This window comes from Neorhizobium sp. R1-B (assembly GCF_004368875.1).
GTDB lineage: Bacteria > Pseudomonadota > Alphaproteobacteria > Rhizobiales > Rhizobiaceae > Neorhizobium > Neorhizobium huautlense.
Genome location: NZ_SOEM01000007.1, coordinates 48,149 through 74,253, shown reverse-complemented (window position 1 = coordinate 74,253; position 26,105 = coordinate 48,149). Strand labels below are relative to the sequence as shown.

At 61.5% G+C, this 26,105-nt stretch carries 30 protein-coding genes; 10 read left to right on the top strand and 20 right to left on the bottom strand.

Annotated elements, in window-relative coordinates:
- Positions 1-5 precede the first annotated feature (5 nt).
- Both EDE05_RS12355 and gloB read right to left on the bottom strand, forming a co-directional pair.
- Positions 6-422 (bottom strand): cupin domain-containing protein, encoded by a 417-nt coding sequence (locus tag EDE05_RS12355; protein ID WP_105372692.1) that lies wholly within the window; start codon positions 420-422, stop codon positions 6-8.
- On the bottom strand, positions 423-1,193 hold the full coding sequence (gene gloB / locus EDE05_RS12350; protein WP_134101238.1) for a hydroxyacylglutathione hydrolase: 771 nt from the start codon (positions 1,191-1,193) through the stop codon (positions 423-425).
- 82 nt (positions 1,194-1,275) lie between these two features.
- On the opposite strand from gloB, the gene EDE05_RS12345 reads away from it, so the two are divergent.
- Complete coding sequence (locus tag EDE05_RS12345) at positions 1,276-2,016, top strand: class I SAM-dependent methyltransferase (RefSeq protein ID WP_105372690.1); 741 nt, start codon at positions 1,276-1,278, stop codon at positions 2,014-2,016.
- Positions 2,017-2,031: 15 nt separating this feature from the next.
- Here the strand turns inward: EDE05_RS12345 and EDE05_RS26805 are convergent, their stop codons facing one another.
- Positions 2,032-2,460, bottom strand: coding sequence for a nuclear transport factor 2 family protein (locus tag EDE05_RS26805; RefSeq protein ID WP_157949049.1), 429 nt, complete (start codon positions 2,458-2,460; stop codon positions 2,032-2,034).
- 180 nt (positions 2,461-2,640) lie between these two features.
- Between EDE05_RS26805 and hisC the strand changes: the two genes are divergently transcribed.
- Positions 2,641-3,762, top strand: coding sequence for a histidinol-phosphate transaminase (gene hisC, locus EDE05_RS12335; protein ID WP_132410908.1), 1,122 nt, complete (start codon positions 2,641-2,643; stop codon positions 3,760-3,762).
- Complete coding sequence (locus tag EDE05_RS12330; protein ID WP_105372688.1) at positions 3,759-4,685, top strand: prephenate/arogenate dehydrogenase family protein; 927 nt, start codon at positions 3,759-3,761, stop codon at positions 4,683-4,685. Before hisC ends, EDE05_RS12330 begins: the two co-directional genes overlap by 4 nt.
- A 5-nt stretch (positions 4,686-4,690) precedes the next feature.
- On the opposite strand, the gene EDE05_RS12325 is transcribed toward EDE05_RS12330, so the two are convergent.
- Complete coding sequence (locus EDE05_RS12325; protein WP_105372687.1) at positions 4,691-5,695, bottom strand: DUF2125 domain-containing protein; 1,005 nt, start codon at positions 5,693-5,695, stop codon at positions 4,691-4,693.
- Between the two features lie 54 nt (positions 5,696-5,749).
- Between EDE05_RS12325 and EDE05_RS12320 the strand changes: the two genes are divergently transcribed.
- Entirely contained in the window at positions 5,750-6,298 is a 549-nt protein-coding gene (locus EDE05_RS12320; protein WP_105372686.1) for a gamma-glutamylcyclotransferase, read from the top strand.
- Here the strand turns inward: EDE05_RS12320 and EDE05_RS12315 are convergent.
- The 4 genes from EDE05_RS12315 to ftsE all read right to left on the bottom strand — a co-directional run bounded on the left by EDE05_RS12315 (position 6,283) and on the right by ftsE (position 9,671).
- Positions 6,283-7,074 carry a 1-acyl-sn-glycerol-3-phosphate acyltransferase gene (locus tag EDE05_RS12315; RefSeq protein ID WP_105372685.1) on the bottom strand — a complete coding sequence of 264 codons (792 nt, stop codon included), beginning with the start codon at positions 7,072-7,074 and terminating at the stop codon, positions 6,283-6,285. The two genes, EDE05_RS12320 and EDE05_RS12315, sit on opposite strands and share 16 nt — an antisense overlap.
- Positions 7,075-7,164: 90 nt before the next feature.
- Positions 7,165-7,896, bottom strand: a complete 732-nt coding sequence (locus tag EDE05_RS12310) for a YdcF family protein (RefSeq protein WP_105372684.1) — start codon at positions 7,894-7,896, stop codon at positions 7,165-7,167.
- Between the two features lie 64 nt (positions 7,897-7,960).
- Positions 7,961-8,911 carry an ABC transporter permease gene (locus EDE05_RS12305; RefSeq protein ID WP_162712178.1) on the bottom strand — a complete coding sequence of 317 codons (951 nt, stop codon included), beginning with the start codon at positions 8,909-8,911 and terminating at the stop codon, positions 7,961-7,963.
- A gap of 100 nt (positions 8,912-9,011) precedes the next feature.
- Entirely contained in the window at positions 9,012-9,671 is a 660-nt protein-coding gene (gene ftsE / locus EDE05_RS12300; RefSeq protein ID WP_105372682.1) for a cell division ATP-binding protein FtsE, read from the bottom strand.
- Positions 9,672-9,878: 207 nt separating this feature from the next.
- Here ftsE and EDE05_RS12295 point away from each other — a divergent pair, with 207 nt between their 5' ends.
- The 3 genes from EDE05_RS12295 (at position 9,879) to EDE05_RS12285 (ending at position 11,637) form a co-directional block, all read left to right on the top strand.
- The gene (locus EDE05_RS12295) at positions 9,879-10,538 is read left to right on the top strand and encodes a hypothetical protein (RefSeq protein ID WP_208325209.1); all 660 of its coding nucleotides are present in this window, start codon (positions 9,879-9,881) and stop codon (positions 10,536-10,538) included.
- A gap of 62 nt (positions 10,539-10,600) precedes the next feature.
- Positions 10,601-11,143, top strand: a complete 543-nt coding sequence (gene hpt / locus EDE05_RS12290) for a hypoxanthine phosphoribosyltransferase (protein WP_105372681.1) — start codon at positions 10,601-10,603, stop codon at positions 11,141-11,143.
- 116 nt (positions 11,144-11,259) lie between these two features.
- The gene (locus tag EDE05_RS12285; protein ID WP_105372772.1) at positions 11,260-11,637 is read left to right on the top strand and encodes a response regulator; all 378 of its coding nucleotides are present in this window, start codon (positions 11,260-11,262) and stop codon (positions 11,635-11,637) included.
- 11 nt (positions 11,638-11,648) lie between these two features.
- On the opposite strand, the gene EDE05_RS12280 is transcribed toward EDE05_RS12285, so the two are convergent.
- The 4 genes from EDE05_RS12280 to argH all read right to left on the bottom strand — a co-directional run bounded on the left by EDE05_RS12280 (position 11,649) and on the right by argH (position 17,476).
- Positions 11,649-14,363, bottom strand: coding sequence for a TIGR02302 family protein (locus EDE05_RS12280; RefSeq protein WP_105372680.1), 2,715 nt, complete (start codon positions 14,361-14,363; stop codon positions 11,649-11,651).
- 134 nt (positions 14,364-14,497) lie between these two features.
- A complete protein-coding gene (lysA, locus tag EDE05_RS12275; RefSeq protein WP_105372679.1) occupies positions 14,498-15,766 on the bottom strand; it encodes a diaminopimelate decarboxylase in 1,269 nt (422 codons plus the stop codon).
- 13 nt (positions 15,767-15,779) lie between these two features.
- The gene (locus EDE05_RS12270; RefSeq protein ID WP_105372678.1) at positions 15,780-15,986 is read right to left on the bottom strand and encodes a hypothetical protein; all 207 of its coding nucleotides are present in this window, start codon (positions 15,984-15,986) and stop codon (positions 15,780-15,782) included.
- Between the two features lie 86 nt (positions 15,987-16,072).
- A complete protein-coding gene (argH, locus tag EDE05_RS12265; RefSeq protein WP_105372677.1) occupies positions 16,073-17,476 on the bottom strand; it encodes an argininosuccinate lyase in 1,404 nt (467 codons plus the stop codon).
- 24 nt (positions 17,477-17,500) lie between these two features.
- Here argH and EDE05_RS12260 point away from each other — a divergent pair, with 24 nt between their 5' ends.
- Positions 17,501-18,169 (top strand): TlpA disulfide reductase family protein, encoded by a 669-nt coding sequence (locus EDE05_RS12260; protein ID WP_132410911.1) that lies wholly within the window; start codon positions 17,501-17,503, stop codon positions 18,167-18,169.
- A 12-nt stretch (positions 18,170-18,181) separates the two neighbouring features.
- Here EDE05_RS12260 and EDE05_RS12255 read toward each other — a convergent pair whose 3' ends face one another.
- The 7 genes from EDE05_RS12255 to EDE05_RS12225 all read right to left on the bottom strand — a co-directional run bounded on the left by EDE05_RS12255 (position 18,182) and on the right by EDE05_RS12225 (position 23,529).
- Positions 18,182-19,063, bottom strand: coding sequence for a 3-hydroxybutyryl-CoA dehydrogenase (locus tag EDE05_RS12255; protein WP_105372675.1), 882 nt, complete (start codon positions 19,061-19,063; stop codon positions 18,182-18,184).
- A gap of 149 nt (positions 19,064-19,212) precedes the next feature.
- The gene (locus EDE05_RS12250; RefSeq protein ID WP_132410913.1) at positions 19,213-20,142 is read right to left on the bottom strand and encodes an electron transfer flavoprotein subunit alpha/FixB family protein; all 930 of its coding nucleotides are present in this window, start codon (positions 20,140-20,142) and stop codon (positions 19,213-19,215) included.
- Positions 20,143-20,165: 23 nt separating this feature from the next.
- Complete coding sequence (locus EDE05_RS12245; protein ID WP_132410915.1) at positions 20,166-20,912, bottom strand: electron transfer flavoprotein subunit beta/FixA family protein; 747 nt, start codon at positions 20,910-20,912, stop codon at positions 20,166-20,168.
- Between the two features lie 177 nt (positions 20,913-21,089).
- Positions 21,090-21,854: a rhomboid family intramembrane serine protease gene (locus tag EDE05_RS12240; RefSeq protein WP_132410917.1), complete on the bottom strand. Its 765-nt coding sequence runs from the start codon at positions 21,852-21,854 to the stop codon at positions 21,090-21,092.
- A gap of 27 nt (positions 21,855-21,881) precedes the next feature.
- Entirely contained in the window at positions 21,882-22,454 is a 573-nt protein-coding gene (locus tag EDE05_RS12235) for a cob(I)yrinic acid a,c-diamide adenosyltransferase (protein WP_105372671.1), read from the bottom strand.
- A 20-nt stretch (positions 22,455-22,474) separates the two neighbouring features.
- Positions 22,475-22,678 carry a twin transmembrane helix small protein gene (locus EDE05_RS12230; RefSeq protein ID WP_105372670.1) on the bottom strand — a complete coding sequence of 68 codons (204 nt, stop codon included), beginning with the start codon at positions 22,676-22,678 and terminating at the stop codon, positions 22,475-22,477.
- A 17-nt stretch (positions 22,679-22,695) separates the two neighbouring features.
- On the bottom strand, positions 22,696-23,529 hold the full coding sequence (locus tag EDE05_RS12225; RefSeq protein WP_105372669.1) for an SDR family oxidoreductase: 834 nt from the start codon (positions 23,527-23,529) through the stop codon (positions 22,696-22,698).
- Between the two features lie 69 nt (positions 23,530-23,598).
- Between EDE05_RS12225 and EDE05_RS12220 the strand changes: the two genes are divergently transcribed.
- Positions 23,599-24,576, top strand: coding sequence for a YihY/virulence factor BrkB family protein (locus tag EDE05_RS12220; RefSeq protein WP_105372668.1), 978 nt, complete (start codon positions 23,599-23,601; stop codon positions 24,574-24,576).
- Here EDE05_RS12220 and gluQRS read toward each other — a convergent pair.
- Positions 24,505-25,401, bottom strand: a complete 897-nt coding sequence (gluQRS, locus tag EDE05_RS12215) for a tRNA glutamyl-Q(34) synthetase GluQRS (RefSeq protein ID WP_105372667.1) — start codon at positions 25,399-25,401, stop codon at positions 24,505-24,507. The two genes, EDE05_RS12220 and gluQRS, sit on opposite strands and share 72 nt — an antisense overlap.
- Positions 25,402-25,433: 32 nt before the next feature.
- Here gluQRS and EDE05_RS12210 point away from each other — a divergent pair, with 32 nt between their 5' ends.
- The gene (locus tag EDE05_RS12210; protein ID WP_105372666.1) at positions 25,434-26,075 is read left to right on the top strand and encodes a DNA-3-methyladenine glycosylase; all 642 of its coding nucleotides are present in this window, start codon (positions 25,434-25,436) and stop codon (positions 26,073-26,075) included.
- The last annotated feature ends 30 nt before the right edge of the window (positions 26,076-26,105 follow it).

The following is a 26,105-nucleotide window of genomic DNA, read 5'->3' as shown; positions in this document are numbered from 1 at the left end:
TCATATCAGCCCGGCTCCCAGCCGGGTTCGGCCATCTCGAAGCTCGAAAATTCGAAGCCGGGCGCGACGGTGCAGCCGACGAGCGTAAAGCTGCCGAGCGGCTCGGCCGCCTGCCACGCATCCGCCGGCACGACTGCCTGCGGCCGTTCGCCTTTGCCCAGATCGATGCCCAGCGTTACCGACCGTATGCTCGTTCCATCTGAAATCCGCAGCAGCAGCGGATCTCCAGCATAAAAGTGCCAGATCTCGGCGGCATCCCGCACCCGGTGCCAATGGGACCGTTCGCCCGCCTGCAGCAGATAGTAGATCGCCGTCGAATGGCCGCGAGCACCGCCGTCTGAATCGCGGAAGGTCTCCACATACCAGCCGCCCTCCGGATGCTCCCGCATGCCGAGCGCTTCGATGATCTCCGCGGCACCCACCTAGAAATTATCCTTCCGCTTGCGGATTTCGGCAAAGACCTCCTCGTTGCTCTTTCCTTCCATCAGCAGGTTTCTGCGGATGGCCGGATCGGCAGCCCGCAGGAAGGGATTGGTTTCCTTCTCCAGGCCCATCATTGTCGGGATCGTGAATTTGCCGGCGGCCCTCAGTTCTTCGATCTCCCTGGCCCGGGTGCGCAGGCGTGGGTTGTCGGGATCGATGGTCAAGGCGAACTTGGCGTTGGTGAGCGTATATTCATGGCCGAAGTAGATGGCAGTCTCGTCGGGCAGGACGGCAAGCTTCTGAAGCGAATGCCACATATCGGCAGCGGGGCGTTCCAACAGCCTGCCGCAGCCGAGCGCAAAGAGCGTGTCGGCCGCAAAGAGGATCTTGTCGTCGGGAAAATGATAGCAGATGTGGCCGGCCGTATGTCCCGGTGTTTCAAAGACACGCACCAGATGCTCGCCGAAGAGAAATTCGTCGCCGTCCGCCATCGTCTTGTCGAGGCCCGGGATTGCGACCGCCTCGTTGAAAGGGCCGATGATCTCAAGCCCAAATCTTTCTTTCAACGCCAGATTCGCTTCCACATGGTCGGTGTGGTGATGGGTCGTGAAGATGTGGGTGATTTTCCAGCCGCGGCGGGCGGCGGCGTCGAGAATGGGTTTTTCCTCGGGCGCGTCGATCGAAGCCATGAGACCGCTTTCCGGATCGTGAACCAGAACGCCGTAATTATCGCTTCGGCATGAAAAAACTTCGAGTTCCAGTGGTTTCATACATTGCCCCTATTGCTCAAATCTCTTTGCGGAACAATGTAGAGACTGCGCAACCGAAGTCCAACCGTCATAGGCCAGCATTTTGTCCGTCGACATCGTCGATCTCCGTGAATTCTATCACTCGCCCCTCGGTCGCTTCGCCGAACAGTCGATCGTGATGGCGCTCGCTTCGCTTTGGGCGCGTCTCCCGGAGGAGCGGCTGGTCGGCCTCGGTTACGCGGTTCCCTATCTCGATCGCTTCCGCGCCGATACGGAGCGGACTTTCGCTTTCATGCCGGCGGGGCAGGGCGCGGTGAACTGGCCGGTCGGAGAACTGTCCTCGACGGCGCTGGTCTTTGACGAAGAACTGCCTTTGCCCGATTCATCGATCGACCGCGTTCTTATGGTGCATTCGCTGGAGTTTGCGGAAAATCCGCGGGAGACGCTGAAGGAAGTCTGGCGGGTGTTGGCGCCGGGGGGGCGGCTCGTCATCGTCGTCCCAAACCGGCGCGGCGTCTGGGCGCGCATGGAGCACACCCCGTTCGGATCGGGCAGGCCCTATTCGAGGGGGCAGCTTACCTCGCTGCTGCGCGAGGCGAATTTTACGCCGGGAGCGAGCGCCGAGGCACTGTTCTTTCCGCCGTCCAAGATCGCGACCGTGCTGAGGCTTCGTCACGTGTTTGAGCGCCTGGGCCGGCGCTTCTGGCCGGTCTTCTCCGGGGTCATCGTGCTGGAGGCTCAGAAACGTCTCTATCAGGGACTGCCGGTCGCAGCGCGCGCCTCCCGCCGTGTTTTCGTTCCGGTGCTGGCGCCGCAGGGCGTACCGACGACCAGAACGTGTTAAGGCGTGCCTTGGGCTTCACGGCTTAAGGTCCAAAAGCGCAAGCGGTTGCCCCTCCATCGCGAAGGGTACGGACTCGTGCGTATGAGCAATCTTCCAGCGGCCGTCCTCGCGCGCGAAGGCCACGGTCAGGCGAAACCAGAGGCCGCTTTCTCCCGTGCCGATCTTCCTGCCGGCGAGGCGCGCAAGCGCGCTGCACCATGCAATGTCGCCTCCGACGCGCAGATCGGTATTCCGGATCTCAAACTCCAGTCCACCTTCCCAGGTGTCCAACCATGCCTGCAAACCGGCTCTGTCGTTCCCGATCGTTTCCAGAGGCGCAGCAAGCGAGAATGCGCGGATGTTGGGGGATTCGCAGGCGATGATCGCATCGGCATCCTTGTCACGCAGGGCCTGGGCCCAATCGTCCAACAGCACTCTGATATCGTCATGATCTCCAACGCTCATGTTTTTGCTCCTTGAGGTTTTGGTCTTTGTGGAAGACGTATGGCCGGCGGGCATTTCCGACAACCGGGCATCAAGAAATCGAATGGGTGGCAGAAACCGGCCTCTCTCGACAAAGGCCGTTTTCGGCTTTAATGCCACTGGATCACCCGCCGCGTAAGGCATTCCGAAGAGGTCGATCCGATGAACATCGTCACCAATGAGCCCGTTCCTCGTCCAGGCATTCTGGATATCGCCGCCTATGTGCCCGGCAAGGAACATGCTCCGGGCGTGGCGCGGGTCTTCAAGCTGTCCTCCAACGAGACTCCTCTCGGGCCGAGCCCGAAGGCGATCGAGGCGTTCAAGCAGGCCGCAAGCCATCTCGAGCTTTATCCTGATGGTCAGGCACTGGCGCTGCGCGAGGCGATTGCCTCGGTGCATGGCTTGAATGTCGCCAACATCATGTGCGGCAATGGTTCGGACGAATTGCTCGGCCTGCTCTGCCACGTCTATCTCGCCGCGGGCGATGAGGCGATCATCACCGAGCACGGTTTCCTGGTCTACAAGATCCAGATCATGGGCGCCGGTGCCACTCCTGTGACCGTCAAGGAAAAGGAAGGCACTGTCGATGTCGATGCCATCCTTGCGGCGGTGACGCCGAAGACGAAGATGGTCTTCATTGCCAATCCTGGCAATCCAACCGGGACCTATGTTCCCGTCGCCGATATCCGGCGCCTGCATGCCGGTCTGCCAAAGCACGTCATCCTCGTGCTCGACGCAGCCTATGCCGAATATGTGCGGAAAAACGATTACGAAGCGGGCCTGGAACTGGTTTCGTCCAACCGCAACGTCGTGATGACCCGCACTTTTTCGAAGGTCTATGGCCTTGCCGCGCTCCGTATCGGCTGGATGTACGGTCCTGCCGGCATTCTCGACGCGCTGAACCGCGTTCGCGGCCCGTTCAACATGAATGCGCCGGCGATTGCCGCCGGTGCGGCCGCGATCCGCGACCAGGCCTTCGTAGAACAGGCCGTCGAACACAATCAGTTGTGGCTCGACAAGCTCACGCACGCCTTCGAGGCGCTTGGCCTGAGGGTGACGCCATCCGTCGCCAATTTCGTGCTGATCCATTTCCCCGATATCGACGGCAAGCGTGCAACCGACGCAGACGCCTTCCTGACGAGCCGCGGCTACATTCTCCGCGCGGTGAAAGGATATGGTTTCCCGAACGCGCTGCGCATGACTGTCGGTTCGGAAGAAGCCAATCGCGGCGTTATCGAAACGCTTGGCGAATTCATGGGCCAAGGGCAAGGCAAGAGCGCATGACTGTGCATTTCGACCGGATCGCCCTGATCGGCATCGGCCTCATTGGATCGTCGATCGCACGTGATGTCCGGGAACTGGGCCTGGCAGGCGAGGTGGTCATATCAAGCCGAAGCGGCGAGACGTTGCGGCGGGCCGAGGAATTGAAGCTTGGCAACCGTTATACGGCGTCTGCGGCGGAAGCGGTCCGGGATGCCGACCTGGTGATCGTTTCCGTGCCGGTCGGCGCGTCGGAAGAGGTTGCAAAGCAGATTGCCGCCAATCTCAAACCGGGCGCCATCGTCACGGATGTGGGTTCGACCAAGGCCTCCGTCATTGCACAGATGGCGCCGCACATACCGGAGAACGTGCATTTCATCCCCGGCCATCCGCTCGCCGGAACGGAAAAATCCGGCCCGGATGCGGGTTTTACCGGTCTGTTTCGTGATCGCTGGTGCATCTTTACGCCATTGCCGGGAACGGACCAGGCGGCGCTCGACCGGCTCAAGTCGTTTTGGATGGCGCTTGGCTCGCTGATCGACGAGATGGATGCGCAGCATCACGACAAGGTGCTGGCGATCGTCTCGCACCTGCCGCATATCATCGCCTACAACATCGTCGGGACGGCAGACGATCTCGAGACGGTCACCGAATCGGAAGTGATCAAATATTCCGCCTCCGGCTTCCGCGATTTTACGCGTCTGGCGGCATCCGATCCCACCATGTGGCGCGACGTCTGCCTGCACAACAAGGACGCGATCCTGGAAATGCTGGCGCGGTTTTCGGAGGACCTTGCCTATCTGCAGCGGGCCATTCGCTGGGGAGAGGGTGACAAGCTGTTCGAGCTCTTCACCCGCACCCGCGCCATTCGCCGTTCCATCGTCCAGGCCGGTCAGGATGTGGACGCGCCGGATTTCGGTCGCCACGCGCTCGACCAGAAGAAATAGCCAGTTCAGATCGGCGGAATTTCGCCGATCTGGATAAAGCCGCCGGCAAAGACCTTGCCCCGTTTGATGGTCAGGTCCAGCGAGGCGCTGCGACCCCCGCCGAGCGCGGAGAGCATGTTGGCGGCGGTATCGAGCATCGGTGCTATGTCAGGGAAGGCCTCTGTGAGGCTATTGCGCCATCCGTCGACCTGCTCGATCCGGAATTTCAGCTTGCCCGACAGGTATCCGTCTCCATCGAATGAAAACGGGCCGGAAACCGTGATCACCCGTCCTTGACCGAGATCGGCGGAGAAGCTGCGCAATTCTCCTTCGGTCTCGTAGAGCACGAGCCCGTTCGCGTCGCTGCCGTCGATCATGCCGGCGCGGCCGACCAGCGTCACATCGGCATTCGCAGACAGGCTCGGCAGGATTTGCGGCATGTCCTTGATCGTCGTGTCGGTGTTTTCCAGGGTGATCGCCGCATCGAGATCGCTGCCGTTCTGGCGCAGATGGATCTCCGTATGCGCCGCACTGATATCGACGGCCTGGCCGGTCGCGGAAGAGACGACGCTGGTCCTGGAGTTCTCGATCACCGTCGAGGCGCGTTCCACGCCCCGAAGTTTGGTTACGAGACTCGATTGGAAGTTTTCCCAGTTTGTTGACACCGAAAGGCCATGGCCGGTGCGAATTTCGACGGGCGAATCGAGCTCCCAGACGATATGCCCGGGATTGTAGACCTGGGCGGCGGAGCGCAGCGCGCCGAAATTGGCCGAAATCCCGTTCACCTGATCGTCGACCGAAACCTTGGAGCAGAACAGTCCGATTCGGAAAGGATAGCCCCGGTAGTCGGCTTCACTGCATTCGGCGGCAATACCCTTGTTGCGCTGGCTGCCGAGGAGGGCCAGGGTCTGCTCCTTGAGCACCGAGGCGGCATAGAACCAGCCGGCGGTGTAGAGGGCGATCGCCACCACCACACTGCAGGCGAGTAGCCACAATTTTCCGCTGACGCCGGATCGGCTTGACGCTGCCATGATGTTCTCCAATGGTGCTGGAAATTTGGTGCAGAACGCTTCGGTTGATTTGGTGTGGCGCGGGATATGGACGAATTTTGGGTGTTTGGCTACGGTTCTCTCATGTGGAATCCGGGTTTTGCGTTCGAGGAGCGAGCCGATGCACGCGCTTTCGGCTTTCGTCGTTCCCTTTGCGTCTGGTCCCATGTGCATCGCGGCACACCCGAAAAACCTGGTCTCGTGCTCGGTCTTGATCGCGGCGGTTCATGCCGGGGCGTGGCTTTTCGGGTCAACGACAACGATCGCGCCGATGTGCTGGATTATCTTCGCCGGCGTGAGCTCGTCACCAATGTCTACAAGGAAAGGATCCTGCCGATTTCGCTTTCAGACCAGCGGCAGGTGAAAGCCGTCGGCTATATCGTGGATCGCGAGCATGTCCAGTATGCCGGCGCGCTCAGCATCGATCATGCTGCTAAAATCGTCCGGCATTCCGTCGGCCAGTCGGGTCCAAACGATGCTTATGTCTTCAACACGCTCGACCATCTCAAGCAGATGGGCATCCGGGACCTTTGGCTTGAAGGTGTCGGCGCCTCCATTGCGGCCGGGCTTCAAGCGGCCGTTTGAGACCTCAGTTCGGCAAGCCGCTTCGCCGCTGTCGGCGGCAGCGGCAGATGCGGGTTGGCCTCGACGGTCTCGATCAGCAGCTTGTCGCTTTCCCGCTCCATCGTTTCGATAAGCTTTGCATAGAAGGCATCGGGATCCATGCCGGGCGTGATTGGCGGCAGGATGCGTACCTTGAAACGGCCCGGATATTTCACGAGCTTGCGGCGGCCCCAGAAGAGGCCCCAATGGGCGATCACCGGTACGACCGGAACCTGGATGTCGCGATAGATGCGGGCAATGCCGTAGCGGTATTGCGGCTCCGCGCCCGGTGCGCGCCGCGTTCCTTCCGGATAGATAATCAGCTGGCGGCCGGCCTCCATCTCTTCCTTGGTGCGGACCATGACATCTACCATGACCTTGCCGCGGGCGCCGCGATTGACCGGGATCATCTTCTGTTTCGCCACGTACCAGCCAAACAGCGGGATCCACATCAGCTCCCGCTTGAGGATATAGACCGGGTCGCGCTGGTAGGGCAGCAGCGCAAACGTGTCCCAGGCCGACTGGTGCTTCGGGGCAAAGATGCAGCCCCCTTCGGGAATGTTTTCCATGCCCTCGATTTCGAAGGTCGCGCCGACGATCTTCGCCATCAGCCAGTTGTTGGACCGGGCCCAGGCTTTAGGAATACGATAGGCGGCCTTGCGCGGCAACAGGAAGTAGATCGGGCTCAGCACGATCATTCTTACGATGATGTTTACGTAAAAGGCGGTGTTGAAAAGAACCGAACGCAAAAGCAGCATAAAGACGACTTCCTTCTGGACGCACGTTGCCTACACGAGATCGGTTCTGGAAAAAAGCGCATTGTGCCGACGGCCGGGTGCAGCGGCTTTTCAGGGTTTCGGGCTGCCCGCGGTTTTGGGTGCGTCTTCGGTGCGAAGGCCTGTTCCGCGCTCGATGCCGATCCAGTCACGCATCGTTGACAGGACCACCTTGCCATATTCGGACAGCATGGTGCGCACCACGTCCGGCTCGGTAAACCAGGCTTTGCGGGTGAGGTCCGAGTTGATCACGGGATAAGCAATGAATTCCGTCACCGGGTCGGCGCGGCGCAGTTCATGAAGGCTGCGCAGCATGTGATAGTTGTTGGTGACGACCAGGACCGATTTGTAGCCGTGATCATGGATCCAGCGGGTGATCTCGTTGGCGTTGCCGATCGTGTCGATCGCATCATAGCCGATGTCGACGCAGCAGGAGAAAAGGTCTGGCGATGCCTGCGTGACCTTGCGTATCTGATTGGGCGTCGTGGAGGGATGCGCGCCCGAGATCAGCAGGCGCTGGCCGGCGCCGTCGCGCAGCAGGCCGAGCGCCTGTTCGACGCGAAGATAGCCGCCGGTGAGCACAACGATGGCGTCGGCTTTGACGCCGTCTGGCGTCCTGAGCGAGGTCACCGAATCGGCAAACCAGAGGAAGCCCCCGAAAAGCAGGCCCACCAAGAACACGCAGGACATGATGACGCGGCGGGCAAGCCAGCGCAGCCGGCCCTGGCGTGAAAACAGGCCGCGGGTCAGACGCCGCGGCTTGCGGCCTGCTCCATCGTCGGGTGTCATTTGGGCCGGTGTCATCACTGTCCATAGCCGGAGATTCGTGGCGAGAACAGGGCCACACTATAGGGGGACGATGGCGGCTTCAAGAAGCGGGCAACCCGTCGGAACGAGCCGGGTCGGAACGAATCAGATCGATCTCGTCGATCGTGCGCATGACCGTAAACCGAGCCGTCAGCGTCGTCAGCAGCGCGATGACGATCATCGTTGCGAAGATGCCGACATAGCCGGTCACGCCGATGGTGAAAGTGCCGAACAGCGCCATCGCCTGGTCGCTCTCCGGGGTGGCCAGCGAGTTCGCCTGCCAGATGTTGGCGAGCGCGAAAAGGGCCGCCGCCAGCGCGCCGCCCGCCGCCGAACCCTTGATGCTGATCTTCAAGAAGTGCTTCTGGAATTCGCTCGCCACGAAGGAGCTTTCCGCGCCGACGAAATGCAGCACCTCGACGATATGGCGGTTGCCGGAAAGCGCTCCGCGTGTGGCGAAGATCACCGTGAGGATCATGGCGGTAAAGACGAGCACCAGAACGCCGGTCCCGATCAACACTGTCGTATGAGCCATGGAAACCAGCCGATCCACCCAGGTCCTGTGGTCGTCCAGAAACGCCTGGGGTATCTCCGTCTTCAGAAGATCCCGCATGGCTGCGAAGTCCGGCGGATTTTGCTCGTCGATGGTAATGATCACGAGGCGCGGCACGGGCAGGTCGTCGAGGTTAAGGCCCGCTCCAAGCCATGGTTCCAGAAGGCGTGCGGTGGCGCTGTCGTCCATGATCGTGCCTTCGCGGGTACCGACGAAGGTAAGCGCCAGATCCCTGGCCTTCCTAAGTGCCGCATCCATGTCCAGCCCTTCTTCCGGCTTGATCTGGATGGTGATTTCGCGGGAAATCTGGCTCTGCCAGCTGGCCGCCGTGGCCCTTACCATGCTCACCGCGCCGAGCGTCAGGCAGGCAAGGAAGGCCATGATGGCGATCACCACCATCAGCGCATTGCCCTGGATGTTGGATGGCGGAAGGATTGGTGCGGTGGGCCTGACGCGCATTTCGGCACGCCGCGGTGGCTGCTGGGACGGCTGCGGCGCCTGCTGCTCGGTCGCACGTTTTTTGCTTTTTGCGGCGCGTGCCGCTTCCGGGCGGCTCAGCTCATTCATAAAGGTCAAGCCGCCCTTCGGTGAGGATCATCCGACGCGCATCCACCTGGTCCATCAGGGCCAGATCGTGGGTGGCGATCACCACGGCGGTGCCGAGCCGGTTGAGTTCCAGGAACAGGTTGAGGAGCCGCCGCGCCATCGGCGGGTCGACATTGCCGGTTGGTTCGTCGGCGAGAAGGATTTCTGGGCGGTCCATCAAAGCGCGGGCGATCGCGGCGCGCTGTTTCTCGCCACCGGAGAGCACGGGCGGCAGCACATTGATACGTTCGCCGAGCCCAACCCATTTCAGGAGTTCGATGACATCGTTGCGGTAGGAGCTTTCCTCCTTGCCGCGCACGCGCAGCGGCAGCGCGACGTTCTCGTAAGTCGTGAGATGATCGAGCAGCCGGAAATCTTGGAAGACGATGCCGACGCGCCTGCGCAGCATCGGGAGCTCGTTGCGGGGAATCTGAGACAGGTCACGGTCGAACATGCGAATGATGCCGCGCGTCGGGTGCAGCGACATGAAGAGCAGGCGCAACAGCGTCGTCTTTCCGGCCCCCGACGGTCCCGTCAGGAACTGGAACGATCGCTTCGGGATATCGAAGGTCATATCGCGGAGGATCTCCGGGCCCATCCCGTAGCGCAGGCCGACATTTTCGAAATGGATCAACGGATGACCAGTCCTTACTCTTCAAGACTTTCCGGTGCCGTTATCTCTTTAACGATCCGAGTAAACGAACGGTAAATCGCGCGCGGAAAAGGGCTAATTTCGGGCCGCATTTGCGAAGCATTAACCATTTGAATTTACGACTGAGCGGGATTCGTTTCAATGCCCGCCGTCCTCAACACCGGGGATAACGGGCCGAAGAGGCCCCCAATGAGCACGTTTCGCAGCCAGCAGGGCAAAACCGTCATCCGAATGGACATCCTGCCGCCGGAGCCGATCGGCCGGAATGGGCGTGTGGCTCATCCGCGCGGCGAGGTGGTCGACGCCCAGTTCGTCACCGTCGGCAATGCTGCCCGACGCGCGGCAAAGCCACGCTCCCACAACGACAACCATCATGCGCGTACTTTCTCCCGTTCGGAGGAGCCGGCATTCATCGAGCGGATCGTCGCGAGCGGCGAGCGTGCCCTGATGCGGCTTTCTGCCGATTTCTTCGCCGCGGTGGTTGCGGCCGTCTTCGTTGCGGTCTTCAGTTTTACAGGCGGGTTCTCGTTTCTCTTCAGCGGTTCGGCCGCGGCGGAAGCGGGAACTTCGCTGGACATAACGCATGTGACGATGACACCTCAGGATGCCAACGGCATGCGCGTGCTGCTGATCAACGGTATCGTCGAGAACCGTAGTGGCGGCAGCGTTGCCATGCCGTCCATCCGCGCCGATCTGTTGTCCGGCCAGGAGGTTATTGCGAGTACGCTGATTTCGCCGCCGTCCTTTGCCATTGCCGGCGGCCGCAGCCGCGGGTTCTCCGCACGGGTGCCCCATCCCGGTGGAAAACTGCCGGACTTGCGGCTTTCCCTCGCGGGCAAGGGCGCCTAAGCCTTTCTCTTCTGTTGTCGACTGTGCTATCGCACATTTTTACGGACACGCAGGAGAACCTCATGCCCGTCGTGCGCGGCAAGGTCATTGAGCCGCTTTTTACCGCAGAGCAGATAGCCGAACGCAACCGGGCGATGGCAGCGGACATTGCCGCCGGTCCGACCAAGGATCTGCTCGTCATCGCCATCCTCAAGGGCTCATTCATCTTTGCCGCCGACTTGTTGCGCGCACTGCATGATACCGGCCTTGCGCCGGAGGTCGAGTTCATCACGCTTTCGAGCTACGGTACCGGAACCGTTTCGCAGGGCGTGCGCATCGTCAAGGATATCGACAGCGACGTGAAGGATCGCGACGTTCTCCTGATCGACGATATCCTGGAATCCGGCCGTACGCTGAAATTCGCAAAGGAAATCCTTTACGAGCGCGGTGCACGCCATGTTTCGGTCGCCGTGCTGCTCGACAAGCACGTTAAGCGCAAGGAGCAGCTCGAGGCGGACTATGTCGGTTTTGAATGCCCGGATTACTTCGTCGTCGGTTATGGCATGGACGTGGCCTATGCCTTCCGCGAGCTTCCCTTCGTCGGCGTCGTCACCGGAGACGCCTGACCGCCGGTGTCAAGGTGTTAACCATGCCGGCCTCGCAAGGGCCGGCGTTTACTCCTCGACAAGAAAACTCTGATGATTTGCTCCCGATATGAAACAGACAGGGAGCGATGATCGCTATGGCAAAAATCCTGATTACCGAGGATGAGGATTCGCTTCGCAGCTTCGTTGCACGCGCGCTCCGCCTGGACGGCCATGAGACGCACGAGGCCGGCGACGGCGCAGAAGGCCTCGAAAAGCTCGCCCAGGGCCCGTTCGATCTGCTTCTTTCCGATATCCGCATGCCGGTCATGGACGGCATCGAACTGGCCCACCAGGCTTCCGAACAGTTTCCGGGGCTCAAGATCCTGCTGATGACAGGTTATGCCGAGCAGCGTGAACGCGCCGACGACCTCGCAACCAAGATTGTCGACGTGGTGCAGAAGCCATTCGCGCTTCCGGACATCCGCAGGGCGGTTGCCATGGCTCTCTCGGAGGAAAACCCACGCGCCGCCTGATCGATCATCGATCAGCGGATATCCAGGAGACGCTCCAGATATTGCCGCTCGGCCTCGCCTGACAGCGCATTGCCGAGTTTTTCACGGATGGTTTCGAGGATTTCCCGTGCCCGCTGCACGTCGATTTCATCGGGCACCTTCACCTGCTCACCGAAGTCAGGCCCTGATGTGGCGCGGGGCCGGCCGAGCGGGTCACGGCCGTTCTGCCCCCCCTGGTTGGCCATTCCCTCGCCGGGGCCTTCGCGGCCCTGACCCTGGCCTTGACCCTGCTGCTGCATGGCCTGCATCATCTGCTGCATCATGTTCTGCGCGCCCTGACGCAGCGCGCTGAGCGCATTGCCCTGGCCTTCCACGGCCTGTTCGCCCTGGCCTTCGCCGAGCGCCTTGCCGGCATTGCCCATTTCGCGCTGCGCATCTCCAAAACCCTGGCCAGGCTGCATGCCGAGTTCCTTCAGGCCTTTCTGCAGCTCTTCGAGCTTCTTGCCGAGACCTTCCTGCTGGGCGCGTAGGTTCTTCAATGCCTCGCGAAGCTGTTCGGCGGTCATCTGGTCGGTGTTCTGCTGGCCCTGTTGTCCTTGTTGACCCTGCTGCTGCTGGCCTTGCTGCTGCTGGCCCTGCTGCCGCTGACCCTGCTGGTTCTGTTCATAGGGCCGTTCATTCGGATCGCCGCGCTGCATGCGGTCCCGCAGCGCCTGGTCCAGCTTGAAGGTCTGATCCATCAGCCGTTGCTGTTCCTGCATGATCTCGCCAAGCTTGTCGATCTGCTGGCGCATCTGGCTGTTCTGCTGCTGTCCCTGCTGGCCGCGCTGCATCCGCCCGGCCTGGAGGTTGTTCATCATGCGCTGCAGCTCGTTGAGCATCTGCTGTGCCGCGTCGCGGTTGCCGGACCGGGCGAGATTTTCGATCTGGTCCATCATGTTCTGCAGGTCACGTTGGCGAATGACATTCTGGGCCTGCATGTTGTTGGGCGCCTGCGGGGCGTTCTGCATCCGCTGCGCCAGTTCGTTCATGAACTGTTGCATGGCTTCGCGCAGTTCCTGCATCAGCCGCGCAATCTCCTGGTCGGAAGCCTTGTTTTCCAGAGCTTCTGCCAGATTGCGCTGCGCATCCCGCAAACGCCGCTCGGCAAGCGAAAGATCGCCGTCCTCGATGCCGAGTGCGATTTCCCAGAGATAGTCGGCCGTGTCCTTAAGCTGCTCGTTGGTGCGCGAAAGCTTCATGCGCTCGAGCGCCGAGCGGATCAGCAGGAAGTGGCCGAGCTTTGGTATGGTCTCGTCGGGACGGATCGCCAAGGCTTCGTTGAGCGTGATCGCGCGCGGCATCTGGCGGGTGTCGAGCGCAAAGACCTGACGCTCCTCCGCAACAGCCGCCGCAAGCAGTTCGGAGAAGCCGCGGGATGGCAGCACCATCTCGTGGGAGGGGCTGTGCCCGGTCTGACCGGCGCCATCCTTGGCGACCAGCGTGATCTTTACGCGCTTGCCGGCCAGCGGGTGTTCGACGAGATTGCGGCTCGTGAGGCCCTTAACCTCCCGGCCGTTCTGGCGCGGCATGTCGAGCCGGTATTCCGGCGGCGGATAAAGCGGAGTGGCGCCTGGATCGCGATCCTCGACGGGCTCGATCAAGGCATGCGCTTCGCGGATGCCGTAGTCATCCTTGCCGGTGAAGCCGATTTCAAGCGCGCCGTTAACGGAGCGCCGCGGCTGGCCATCGAAGGCGATTTCCGGCGCCCGGTCGGGAACGACATCGAAGGCCCAGGTCTGGCCGTTTACCGTAAGGCTGCCGCTTTCGGCGACATTGAGCGTATATGTGCGGGGCGGCAGCGGCTGGTCGGCCTGCTGCGGTGCTGCAGTCTGAGGTCTCTCAGCTGTCTGTGCCGCGGTCTGCGCAGGCTGCTGCGCCGCCTTTTCCGCGGCTTTCTTGGCTTCCTCGGTAATCAAAGTGACCGGGTCTTCACCGGTTTTCGGTGCGAAGACCACGGCTTCGCCCCCTTCGCCACCGGTCACGCGAACCGTGAGCGCAGAATTCTCGGGTATGGATACGGTGACTGCTTTGGCCATCGCCTGTTGGCCGGTCAGGAAAACCGGAGCGCGGCCCGTATAGGACGGCGGCGTCAGCCATGCGTCGATGCGCAGGTCCGGATTGATGCTGGGGGCAGGCGGTGCCGGGCGGAAGGCATCAACGGGCGAGCCACCGCCGTTCGAAAACGAATAACCAAGCGCGATTGCGACGACGAGCGCCGGGATTGCGCGCAGGGCCAGCCGATCATGTCTGGCGATGTCCGGCTGCGGTAGGCCGGCATCGAGTTCGGCGATGCGTTTGGCCATGCGGAGCTGGTGCTCCTTCCACAGAGCACGGGCGAAGGGCGTTTCGAAGGCCGGTTCGTCTTCCTGCACGGCGACCGGCTGGTGAGGAAGGTTGTTGCGGTCTTCGAGCAGCCGATCGGCATCCTCGGCTGCCGGCCAGCGCAATCGGCCGAAGGGCAGAAGGGAATATACAAAGGTTAGGGCAAAGCCGCCGACCAACACCCACCGCAGCCAATCAGGCGCTATGCGGAAAATGCTGAACCACGCGGCCGAAAGAAATAGAGCCACGATGCCCAAGGGGGCCAGCAGAAGTGGCAAAATCCGCTCGAAAAACAGGACGATCCGCGCAAACGACCGTTTCAGCGCGACGCGACGCGCAAGCTCGGGATGCGACTCGAAGGCACCTTTGCGGATAAGGCTCATGCGGTCCGTCTCCAGTCGTGGCGGCGCAAATCAAGCCTCAAGATAACAGTCTTTGTGGCGAAGACGAGGGCGAGGGGCTTTTCGCCCCCATATTTTCGGGGCTTTCCCGCAAAAGTGAACGGCGCGTCAGGGGCTCAGGCAAGCCATGCTGGCACGGAATCGAGACCGATCAGATCCTCGTAGCTGCCGCGCGGACGCACGATATGGAAATCGCTGCCCTTGACCAACACCTCCGGCACGAGCAGCCGGGTATTGTAGGTGCCCGCCTGGACGGCGCCGTATGCACCGGCCGAAGCGACGGCGATAAGGTCGCCCGGCTTCGGCGCCGCCATCTCGCGCTCGAGCGCCAGATAATCGCCCGTCTCGCAGACCGGGCCGACCACGTCGGCCTTGATCCGCGGTGCATCGGTCGCGGGCACAACGACCGGGCGGATCATGTGATAGGCGTCGTAGAGCGTCGGGCGGATGAGGTCGTTCATCGCGCCGTCGACGATGACGAAGCTCTTCTCTCCGCTCTCCTTGACGTAGATGACCTCCGTTACCAGGATGCCTGCATTGCCGACGATTAGACGGCCGGGCTCCGTGACGATCCTGCATTCGAGCGAGCGGAGCTGGCGCTTCACCGTTTCGGCATAGGCGTCGGGCAGCGGCGGCGGGTTGTTGTCGTCTTTGTAGGGAATACCCAGCCCGCCGCCGATATCGACGTGGTCGATGCGGTGGCCGTCGGAGCGAAGCGCATCGACAAGCTCGCGCAGCAGCCTGAATGCATCCTCGAAGGGCTGCAGCTCGGTGATCTGGCTGCCGATATGCATGTCGATGCCGGTCACCTCGATACCATCAAGCGTGGCTGCATGGGCATAAACATCGCGGGCGCGTTCATAGGAGATGCCGAACTTGTTCTCCTTCTTGCCGGTCGAAATCTTTGCGTGGGTGCCGGCGTCGACGTCGGGATTGATGCGGAAGGAAACGTGCGCTTTCTTACCCATCTTCCGGGCGCGGAGGTTGAGCACCTCCAGTTCCGGCTCGGATTCGACGTTGAAGCAGTAGATACCGGCCTCAAGTGCCAGGTCCATTTCATGCGCGGTCTTGCCGACACCGGAGAACATGATGCGGCCTGCCGGGATGCCGGCGGCCAGCGCCCGGCGCAATTCGCCGCCGGAGACCACGTCGACGCCGGCGCCCAGCCGACCGAGGGTCTTGAGCACCGCCTGGTTGGAATTGGCCTTCATGGCATAACAGACCATCGCATCCACATCGGCGAAAGCCTGGGAGAAGACCTTGTAATGGCGCTCGAGCGTTGCCGTCGAATAGACGTAGAACGGCGTCCCGACGACCTTGGCGATTTCCGGGATCGGCACGTTTTCGGCGTGCAGCACGCCGTCGATGTAATGAAAATGGTTCACGTCGGTGCTCGAATTACAGAAGCGGGTCCAGAACGAAGGGCTTATCGGCGACAGGCTCGGGTTTTCGTTCGCCCGGTTTGCCCGGCTTTCGGATGTTCTGCTGCTCCACCGGCGTGCCCGGACGGTCGAGATCGCCCTTGCGGCCGCAGCCGACGGCAACGATGCCGGCGAGGCTCAGCACAAAAGTGATGCGGGCGATGTTTACCAGGGATTTCGACATTCTCACACCTATATCCGGCACTGCTGCGGATCCTTCATAGCGAAGTTCCGCACCCTTGTGCAGTCATTTCCGGGAACAATTCGTCTTCAGTTTCTGCCGCGCCACCAGGCGATCTGTTTCCTGACTTCCGAAGGTGCCGTGCCGCCGAAACTTGTGCGGCTGGCGACCGAGGCGTCGACCGAAAGTACGTTGAAAACCTTGTCGGTGATGGCGGCGTTGATCTCCTGGAGTTCAGCGAGTGAAAGCTCGGAGAGATCGCAACTCTTGCTTTCGGCCAATGCCACCGCGCGGCCGGTCACGTGATGAGCGTCGCGGAAAGGCAGGCCGACTTCGCGAACCAGCCAGTCGGCAAGGTCGGTCGCGGTGGAATAGCCTGCACCGGCCGCGGCCCGCATCTTGTCGGCGCGGACTGTCATGTCGCGGACCATGCCGGTCATGGCCGCAATCGCCAGTTCCAGGTTTTCGGCAGCGTCGAAGACCTGTTCCTTGTCTTCCTGCATGTCCTTGGAATAGGCGAGCGGCAGGCCCTTCATGACGGTCAAGAGCGCCACCAGCGAGCCATTGATGCGGCCGGTCTTGGCGCGAACCAGTTCGGCCGCATCCGGGTTCTTCTTCTGCGGCATGATTGAGGAGCCGGTCGAAAAGGCGTCCGACAGGCGCACGAAGCCGAATTGCGGCGTCGACCAGATGACGATCTCTTCGGCGAGACGCGACAGGTGAACGGCACAGATTGCCGCGACGGAGAGGAATTCCAGCGCGAAATCGCGGTCGGAGACGGTGTCGATCGAGTTGCGGGTCGGCTCGCGGAACCCGAGCGCCGTTGCCGTCATGTGGCGGTCGATCGGGTAGGGGGTTCCTGCCAGAGCCGCGGCGCCGATCGGGCTTTCGTCGAGGTGGTCGATGGCGTGCCGCACGCGGGCGCGGTCACGGCCGAACATTTCCACATAGGCCATGCAATGATGACCGAAGGTGACCGGCTGGGCGGTCTGGAGATGCGTGAAGCCCGGCATCACCGTGTCGGCATGCTCTTCGGCACGATCAAGGAAGGCGGCGATCAGGTCGGTCAGCATGCGCTCGGCCTTTGCGAGCTCTTCCTTGACCCAGAGACGGAAGTCGAGCGCCACCTGATCGTTGCGGGAGCGGGCGGTATGCAGGCGTCCAGCGGCTGGTCCGATCAGGGTCGCCAGCCGCGCCTCGATATTCATGTGGATGTCTTCGAGCTGTCTTGAGAATTGGAACTGCCCGCTTTCGATCTCTGACATGATCGTGTTCAGTCCAGACAAGATCTTGTCTTTATCTTCGCCCGAAATGATGCCTTTCTCAGCCAGCATGGTCGCATGCGCTATAGAGCCGCGGATATCCTGGGCATAGAGCTTCTTGTCGAAACCGATCGAGGCATTTATCTCCTCCATGATCGCGTCCGGCCCGGAGGCGAAGCGCCCGCCCCACATCTGGTTGGAGGATGTCGCGTCCTTCGTGCCGTCGGCCATGATGCAAAAGTCCTGGAGTAGTTGATGACGACCAAAAGACCCTTCGGCCTTCCTTCCGTCCGATTGATCGTGATTGCCGCCGTCGCGGGGATCATCGCCGGCGCCGTGGCGGTATACGTGAGGAATGTGGGGTCTGGCAATGGCGGGGACGTTCTCCTCGCTCAGTCTTCCGGGGCTTGCGAGGGCGCGGTAGAGACGGTGAAGTCCGTCTCGGAGTTTTCCAAGGGCCAGGTTGCCGCGATGGTGGCCGCACGGCCGCCGAGGCCGCTCGATCTTTCCTTCAAGGGACCTGATGGAAAGGACCTGAAGACAGCCGATTTCGCCGGCAAGACCGTGCTTCTCAATCTTTGGGCCACCTGGTGCGGCCCCTGTCGCGAAGAAATGCCGGCGCTGAATGCTCTTCAGAAGGAGATGGGCGGGCCTGACTTCGAAGTGGTAGCCGTCAACATCGACACCGGCACGGACGAGAAACCCAAGGCGTTTCTCGCTGAGTACGGCATCGACACGCTTGGCTATTACCGCGACAGCTCGATGGGCGTCTTCAACAGCCTGAAGAAGGAAGGACTTGCCTTCGGCCTGCCGGTGACCTTGGTGATGGATGCAAAGGGCTGCCTGATCTCGGCCATGAACGGCCCCGCCGTCTGGGACAGCCCAGATGCCAAGGCGCTGATTACGGCCGCGAAGGCGCCTTAGGTCCCAAAGCAGTCACCGCGTCGGAACCGGTACTTCGCCGCGATAGTCGTAGAAGCCGCGGCCGGATTTGCGTCCGAGCCACCCGGCCTCGACATATTTTACGAGAAGCGGGCAGGGGCGATATTTGCTGTCGGCCAGCCCGTCGTGCAGCACCTGCATGATCGACAGGCAGGTGTCGAGGCCGATAAAGTCCGCCAGCTGCAGCGGCCCCATCGGATGGTTGGCGCCGAGCTTCATGGCGGTGTCGATGGCTTCCACCGAACCGACGCCTTCATAGAGCGTGTAGATTGCCTCGTTGATCATCGGCAGCAGGATGCGATTGACGATGAACGCGGGAAAGTCCTCGGCGACCGTTACAGTCTTGTCGAGCGTGGCAACATATTCTTTGGCAGCCCGGAAGGTCGGCTCATCGGTCGCGATACCGCGCACCAACTCGACGAGTTTCATCACCGGCACCGGGTTCATGAAATGAATACCCATGAAACGTTCCGGCCGGTCGGTGGCGGAAGCGAGCCGGGTGATCGAAAGCGAAGACGTGTTGGTCGCCAGCAGGGCTTCCTGCTTCAGAACCGGACAGACCTGTGCATAGATCTTTCGCTTGACGCTTTCATCTTCTGTCGCGGCCTCGATCACCATGTCCATGGGGGCAAGGTCGTTGAGATCGGCGGAACCCGAGATGAGGGAAAGCGCAGACTTGCGCTCGTCATCGGTCAATTTGCCGTGACCCACCTGGCGGGCAAGATTGCCGTTGATCGTGGCAAGCGCTGCCTCGATCCTATCCTGGGAAAGGTCGTACATCTGCACCTTGTAACCGGCCAAGGCCGAAACATGGGCTATGCCGCAACCCATCTGACCTGCTCCGATGATGCCGATATTCTTCATGACCGAACTCATTATTGGTTTCCCTGGGTTTCGCTCCCGAGGCGCTGCGCTGCGCCTATCTTATAAAAAATGCCGGGCTGTGTGGAGACAGCCCGGCAGATTGTTATTCCGCCACTTGGCATTTTGCCAGCATTTTTCGCGCTTGCGAAATGGACAAAGGTCTAAAGCGCCTTTTCGAGCTTCGGCAGGATTTCGAAGAGGTCGCCGACGAGGCCGTAATCGGCGACCTGGAAGATCGGCGCCTCTTCGTCCTTGTTGATCGCGACGATGACTTTCGAGTCCTTCATGCCGGCCAAATGCTGAATGGCGCCGGAAATGCCGGCCGCGATATAGAGGTCAGGGGCCACCACCTTGCCGGTCTGGCCGACCTGCCAATCGTTCGGGGCATAACCGGCATCGACGGCGGCGCGGGAAGCGCCGACAGCAGCGCCAAGCTTGTCAGCGACGGGCAGAATGACCTCTTTGAACTTTTCCGCAGAGCCGAGCGCCCGGCCGCCCGAGATGATGATCTTGGCGGAGGTCAGTTCCGGACGTTCCGACGAGGACAGCGCATCCGAGACGAAGGTGGAAACGCCCGCATTGCCCGCCGCCGGCACCGTTTCCACGGATGCAGAGCCGCCTGCACCGGCCGCCTGGAACGAGGCGGTCCGAACCGTGATGACCTTCTTGGCGTCGGTCGCCTGCACCGTCTGAATCGCGTTGCCGGCGTAGATCGGCCGCTTGAAGGTATCCGCAGAGATCACCTCGACGATTTCCGAGACCTGGGCAACGTCGAGCAGGGCCGCAACCCGCGGCATGACGTTCTTCGCAGAAGCCGTCGCAGCGGCGATAATCGTGTCATAGGAGCCGGCAAGCGAGACGATCAGTGCCGCCAGCGGTTCGGCGAGATTGTTGGCTAGGCTTGCGTCGTCGGCGAGCAGCACCTTGGATACGCCGGAAAGCTTGGCGGCAGCATCGGCCGCAGCTTTGGCGCCCGAGCCGGCCACCAGCACATGCACATCGCCGCCGATCTGCGCGGCAGCGGAGAGCGCCTTGGCGGTCTGGTCGGACAGGGTTGCGTTGTCGTGTTCTGCCAGAAGAAGAATGGCCATTGTCGTAATCCTTATCCGTCGCTTTAGAGAATGCCGGCGGTCTTCAAGTTGGCGACGAGTTCCTCGACGCTCTTGACCTTGATGCCTGCCTTGCGGCCACCCGGCTCCTCGGTCTTCAGGACCTTCAGGCGCGGTGTGGTGTCGACGCCGAGCTCGGCCGGCGTCTTTTTGTCGAGCGGCTTCTTCTTGGCCTTCATGATGTTCGGCAGCGATGCATAACGCGGCTCGTTCAAACGGAGGTCGGTGGTGATGACAGCCGGCAGCTTGACTTCGATCGTCTGCAGGCCGCCATCGACTTCGCGGGTGACTTTAGCGGAACCTGCACCTATCTCGATCTTGGAGGCGAAGGTTGCCTGGGCCGTACCGAGGAGCGCTGCCAGCATCTGGCCGGTCTGATTGCTATCGTCATCGATCGCCTGCTTGCCGACGATGATCAGTCCGGGCTGCTCGGCGTCCGCGACACCCTTGAGGATCTTTGCAACGGCCAGCGGCTCGACGATGTCGTCCGTCTCGACCAGGATTGCACGATCGGCGCCCATCGCAAGGGCGGTCCTGAGCGTCTCTTCCGCCTTGGCAGGTCCGATCGATACAACCACAACCTCTTCCGCCTTGCCCGCCTCCTTCAGACGCAGAGCCTCCTCGACGGAAATCTCATCGAACGGGTTCATCGACATCTTCACATTGGTAAGCTCGACACCCGTGCCATCCGGCTTGACCCGGATCTTCACGTTGTAATCCACCACTCGCTTAACCGGCACCAGGATCTTCATGGGGTCCTTCCTCGACTTGTCTCAGCGGCAAATTGCGACATTTGCCGTTCCCTCATTTGTCAGTGGGCGACATCGATACGCATTTTTTTCTCGAATACAACGCCGTCTCGCCGCCCGCAGCGCTTTTGCGGTCGCAAAAATTACTTTTACGTACACGTCAATGTCAAGGCCTTGTCGTCAATGCGGGCTGCTGCCGGGTTCAGCCACAGCAATTGGAACCTTGGGAGTAGGCTCGGCTCGCACGGCCTTCGGCGTGACGATGGTGCGGTCGAAGAGCGGCACGCCCTTGCGGCGCATGAGGATGACCAGGATGGCACCTGCGATGATACCGCCGACATGGGCACCCCAGGAGACCATGCCGTCGAGGTCGAGTGCCAGCATGGCAAATTGCTGAACGATCCAGAGCGCCAGTGGAATGAAGGCCGGCAGCGGCAGCGGAATACGGAAAAGCACCAGCACCCAGACCCGCACCCGCGGGTGCAGCAGGAAGTAGGCCGCCACGACGCCAGAAATTGCACCGGAAGCGCCGATCAAAGGACCTTCCGAGGACGGCCCGACAAACCCATGGAGGGCGGCGCCGGCCGCGGCGCAGATCAGGTAGAAGATCAGGAATCTCACATGCCCCAGCGCATCCTCAACATTGTCACCGAACACCCAGAGAAACAGCATGTTGGAGGCGAGGTGCCAGAAGTCGAGATGCAGGAAGGCATAGGTTATGAAGGTGGCGTCGTCGGGGACGATGATGAGCGACGGATCGAGCACCGCGTAGTCGAAGATCACAGCTGGAATGAAGCCGAGGCCAAGCGAGGCGTGTTCCACGATTTCCGGGCTCGCGAGCGTGGTGAACAGCCAGACCAGCACGTTGACGGCGATGAGGCTGATTGTGACATATTGTACGCGGATATATTTCAGTTCGACGGCGTCGTGCAGCGGGATGAACATTGGTGACCCTCCTACCCCGCTAACGTTCTACCGGTTTTTCCCCGGAACCCAAAGCACGTCCGACTTGCCGCCGTCATTGGCCGAACGGGCGGCTACGAACAGGAAATCGGAAAGCCGGTTGATGTATTTCAAGGCCGCGGTTCCTACCGTTTCCTGCCGGGAAAGCTCGACCATCAGCCGCTCAGCGCGACGCGCCACGGTGCGCGCAAGGTGCAGATGGGCGGCGGCAGGGGATCCACCCGGCAAAACGAAGGAGGTGAGGGGGGCGATGTCGGTATTCAGCGTGTCGATCTCGCTCTCAAGCCGGGTCGCCTGGGCTTCGATGATGCGCAGCGGCTCGTAGTCCAGCTGTTCCCCCGTATCGGGCGTCGCGAGGTCGGCGCCCAGGTCGAACAGGTCGTTCTGGATGCGGAAGAGCATCGCATCGAGCTCAGGCAGGCCGGAGGTGTGGAGCCTTGCCATTCCGACGGCAGAATTCGTTTCGTCGACCGTGCCGTAGGCTTCTACCCTCAGGTCGTACTTTTCCCGTCGTGGACCCGAGACCAGGGCGGTGGTGCCCTTGTCGCCGGTGCGCGTGTATATCTTGTTGAGCTTTACCATTGGTCCCTCGGTCGCCGGAATCAGCTCGGGCGTCCGCCGCCGGTGATCCAGAGCGTAAGCATGATGAGAAGGATTGCGACCGCCTGCAAGAGGACGCGCAACTGCATCAGCTTGTTGGATTTGTTCGCGTCGCTTCCCTTCAGCATGTTGAACAGCCCGCGGATCAGGACGAGCACGACAAGCCCCATGACGATCAGGGTAAGCAGAGTGGTGAAACTGGACATTTTCCGATTGCTTTCGTTCAGTCGAGTCGGCGCATGAGCTTATAGAAAAGCGCGGCCGGCAATATTCTTTTCAGGAAGGCGCCCTGCTTGGCGGGCTTCGTGACCAAATAATGTGGTCGGGGACGAGGTGCGGTCAAGGCATGCGCCAGGACATGATAGACGGCTTCAGGGCCAAGCTTGTGACGGCTGATCTGCCCCCTTCCGTCGAGACGTCTGAGCTGGCGCTTGTATTGCTCCGCATGGACCGACGCTTCCTGATCGATGTGCTCGTTGAATTTGACAAGCGCATTGGCGGTAAAGCGTGAGGTGATCGGCCCAGGCTCGATGAGGCTCACTTCGATGCCGCTGCCCTGGAGTTCCATCCGCAGGGTGATGGTCAAGCCTTCGATGGCATATTTGGAAGCCGTGTAGGCGCCGCGGTAACGATAGGGCAACAGGCCGAGGATGGAGGAGCAGTTGACGATGCGGCCATGCCCTTGTGCGCGCATGATCGGGATCACAAGGCGCGTCAGTTCGTGCCAGCCGAAGACGTTGGTCTCAAACTGTTCGCGCAGCACGTCGGTGGAAAGGTCCTCCACGGCTCCCGCCTGTCCATAGGCGCCGTTGTTGAACAATGCGTCGATCCGGCCGCCGGTGCGGTCTCGAACGGTTTGAACCAGGGTGGCGATGGTTTCTGGCTTCGTATAGTCCATCATCAGCGCTTCGATGCCATCGGCCTCCAGCGCGGTGAGATCAGCCTCTTTGCGCACCGTGGCGAAAACCCGCCAGCCGTCAGCCTTCAGGGCGCGGGCGCAGTGCGCGCCGATACCGGAGGAACAGCCGGTGATGATGATCGTTCTTTTCTCGTTCATTTGATCTCGTCCCTGTACAACAGGAAGGGTTCCTCCCATATTTCGCACCAAGTCACAACGGAGTCGCCATTGTCCGAAGAAAACCGCCCCTTTCGGTGGTACAGGCTCGCCTATAAGGTATTTTGGGACGCCTATTGTCACTTCAACGAGGATGATGGCTGGGCGATGGCAAGCCATGTGGCGCTCTCGGGTCTGCTGGCGCTCTTTCCCTTCCTGATCTTCGGGACCGCTCTTGCGGGTTTTCTCGGTGCCGGCGGATTTTCAGATACGGCGATCCATCTTCTGTTCGATACCTGGCCGGCGGATATCGCCGCGCCGATCGCCTCGGAAATCCAGCGTGTGCTCACCATGCCGCGGGGCGGGCTGCTGACCGTTTCCGTATTGGCGGCCGCCTATTTCGCCTCCAACGGTGTCGAGGCGCTGCGTATTTCTCTCAACCGTGCCTACCGGATGTCCGAGACGCGGGCGTGGTACGTGACGAGGCTCGCGAGCCTTGGTTATGTAATCGTCGCAGTGGTGATCTTTGCCCTGATCAGCATCGTGCTCGTGGCCGTCCCGGTCGCGATGCGCTTTGCCGAAACGCGATTTCCCTGGCTGATCCCCGATCTGACGACGGCCGCCAACTGGGGTCTTTACGGCACTGCGCTGGTGCTGATGGCCGGGCTTCTGCTCTCGCACAAATGGCTGCCGGCCGGAGACCGGCGCATCATCGACGTCCTGCCGGGCGTGACGCTGACGATTGTCCTTTGGACCGCCTTCGGCCTGGGTTTTGCAGCCTATCTCTCGACCTTTGCCAATTATGCCGCGACTTATGCGGGGCTGGCGTCGATCATGATCGTGCTGGTCTTTCTCTACATGGTCGCGGTGATCTTCATGCTGGGTGCGGAGCTCAACGCGGCGCTGATGAAGTACCGGGTCTATTCGGTGGTGTCGCGGCTCCAGAAAGAGCGGCGCCGGCGCGAGGAGGAAGAGGCCTCAAAGGCCGACCAGCCGGCGGATGTCGCTGGGCAGGAGGCCTTGGTCGCGAAGGGCCGCAAGTCCCGTTGATCCCTCGCTTTTTGCAAGCTTCCTGCCGTCCTCTCCCAGGATAAGCCGATGGTGATGGTAGAGCGGCTCGGGCAGTTCCAGAAGTTCCTGCAGCAGCCGGTGCACCGCGGTCGCGTCGAAGAGATCCAGCCCGCGCACCACATGCGTGATGCCCTGCGCTGCATCGTCCACCGTCACCGAGAGATGATAGCTCGACGGAGCGTCGGAACGGGACAGGATGACGTCTCCCCAGACGGCCGGATCGGCGGAAATCCGCCCGCGCTCGCCGTCGCCAGTTTCGATCCATGTCAAGGGATGGCCGATGAGGCTCAGCGCCTTTCGCATGTCCAACCGGTGGGCGTGCCGCAGGCCCCTTGTGATCAGCTGCCGCCGTTCCGCCTCGCTTCGATGCCGGTCGTCTTCCGGATAGAGTGGTGAGCCGTCCGGGTCGCGGGGCCAGGTCTTTCCGCCGGCTTCATAGGCTGCCACTTTAGCCTTTACGTCGCCGCGGGTCATGAAGGCGGGATAGGCGAGACCCATCTCCGTCAGCCGGTCGAGTGCGGCGTGATAGGTGGCAAAATGCTCTGACTGCCGCCGCACCGGCCTTTCCCAGTCGAGTCCAAGCCAGGCAAGGTCGCGATAGATCAACTGCTCGAATTCCGGCGTGCAGCGGGCGAGGTCGATATCTTCGATGCGCAGCAAAAACCTCCCATCCCCCGCCCTGGCCATATCGTGGTTCAGGAGGGCGGAGAGCGCATGGCCGAGATGAAGCAGCCCGTTCGGGCTTGGCGCGAACCGATAGACCGGTTTATCAGAGGATGACGCAGGCATGGCTTCTTCTGGCATGCTTTTTGCGAAACAGCCATGGGAGGCAGGTTGTGCGGATCATCCGCGGCCCTTCGGATATCCAGGCGGGACTCGAGGCTCTGGTCGAGCTCGATCCGCGGCTCGTGTCGATCGTCGGGGCCGCCGGGCCGGTGCCGCTCAGGCTCAACGAGCCTGGATTTGCCGGCCTTGCCTCGATCATCGTGTCGCAGATGGTCTCGCGGGCAAGCGCGGAGGCGATCTGGGGGCGAATCACCGCTGCCGGGCCGGTCACCGCTGCGGGTTATGCAGCGCTTGATCCCGCCGTTGTCGCCACCTTCGGCCTCTCACGGGCGAAGGCTGCGACGCTTCTCAATCTCTCCACAGCAATTTCGCAAGGCCTCATCGACCTGGAGTCGATCTGTGAACTGGAAACGGGCGAGGCCATCCGGACGATGACGGCGCTCCCGGGCATCGGGCCGTGGACGGCGGGGGTCTATCTGATGTTCTGCGGAGGGCACCCCGATATCTTTCCGTCCGGCGACGTGGCTCTGCAGGCGGCCGTTGGGCACGCGCTGGGGCTGGAGGCGCGGCCTCAAGCGAAAGATCTCGCGGCAATGGCGGAAGCCTGGCGGCCGTGGCGGTCCGTCGCGGCGAGGCTCTTTTGGGCCTATTACGCGGCGAAGATGCGCCGGGACGCCACGCCGCTTGCGTGAAGCTGGGGCAAAGTATCTCACTGCATTTAT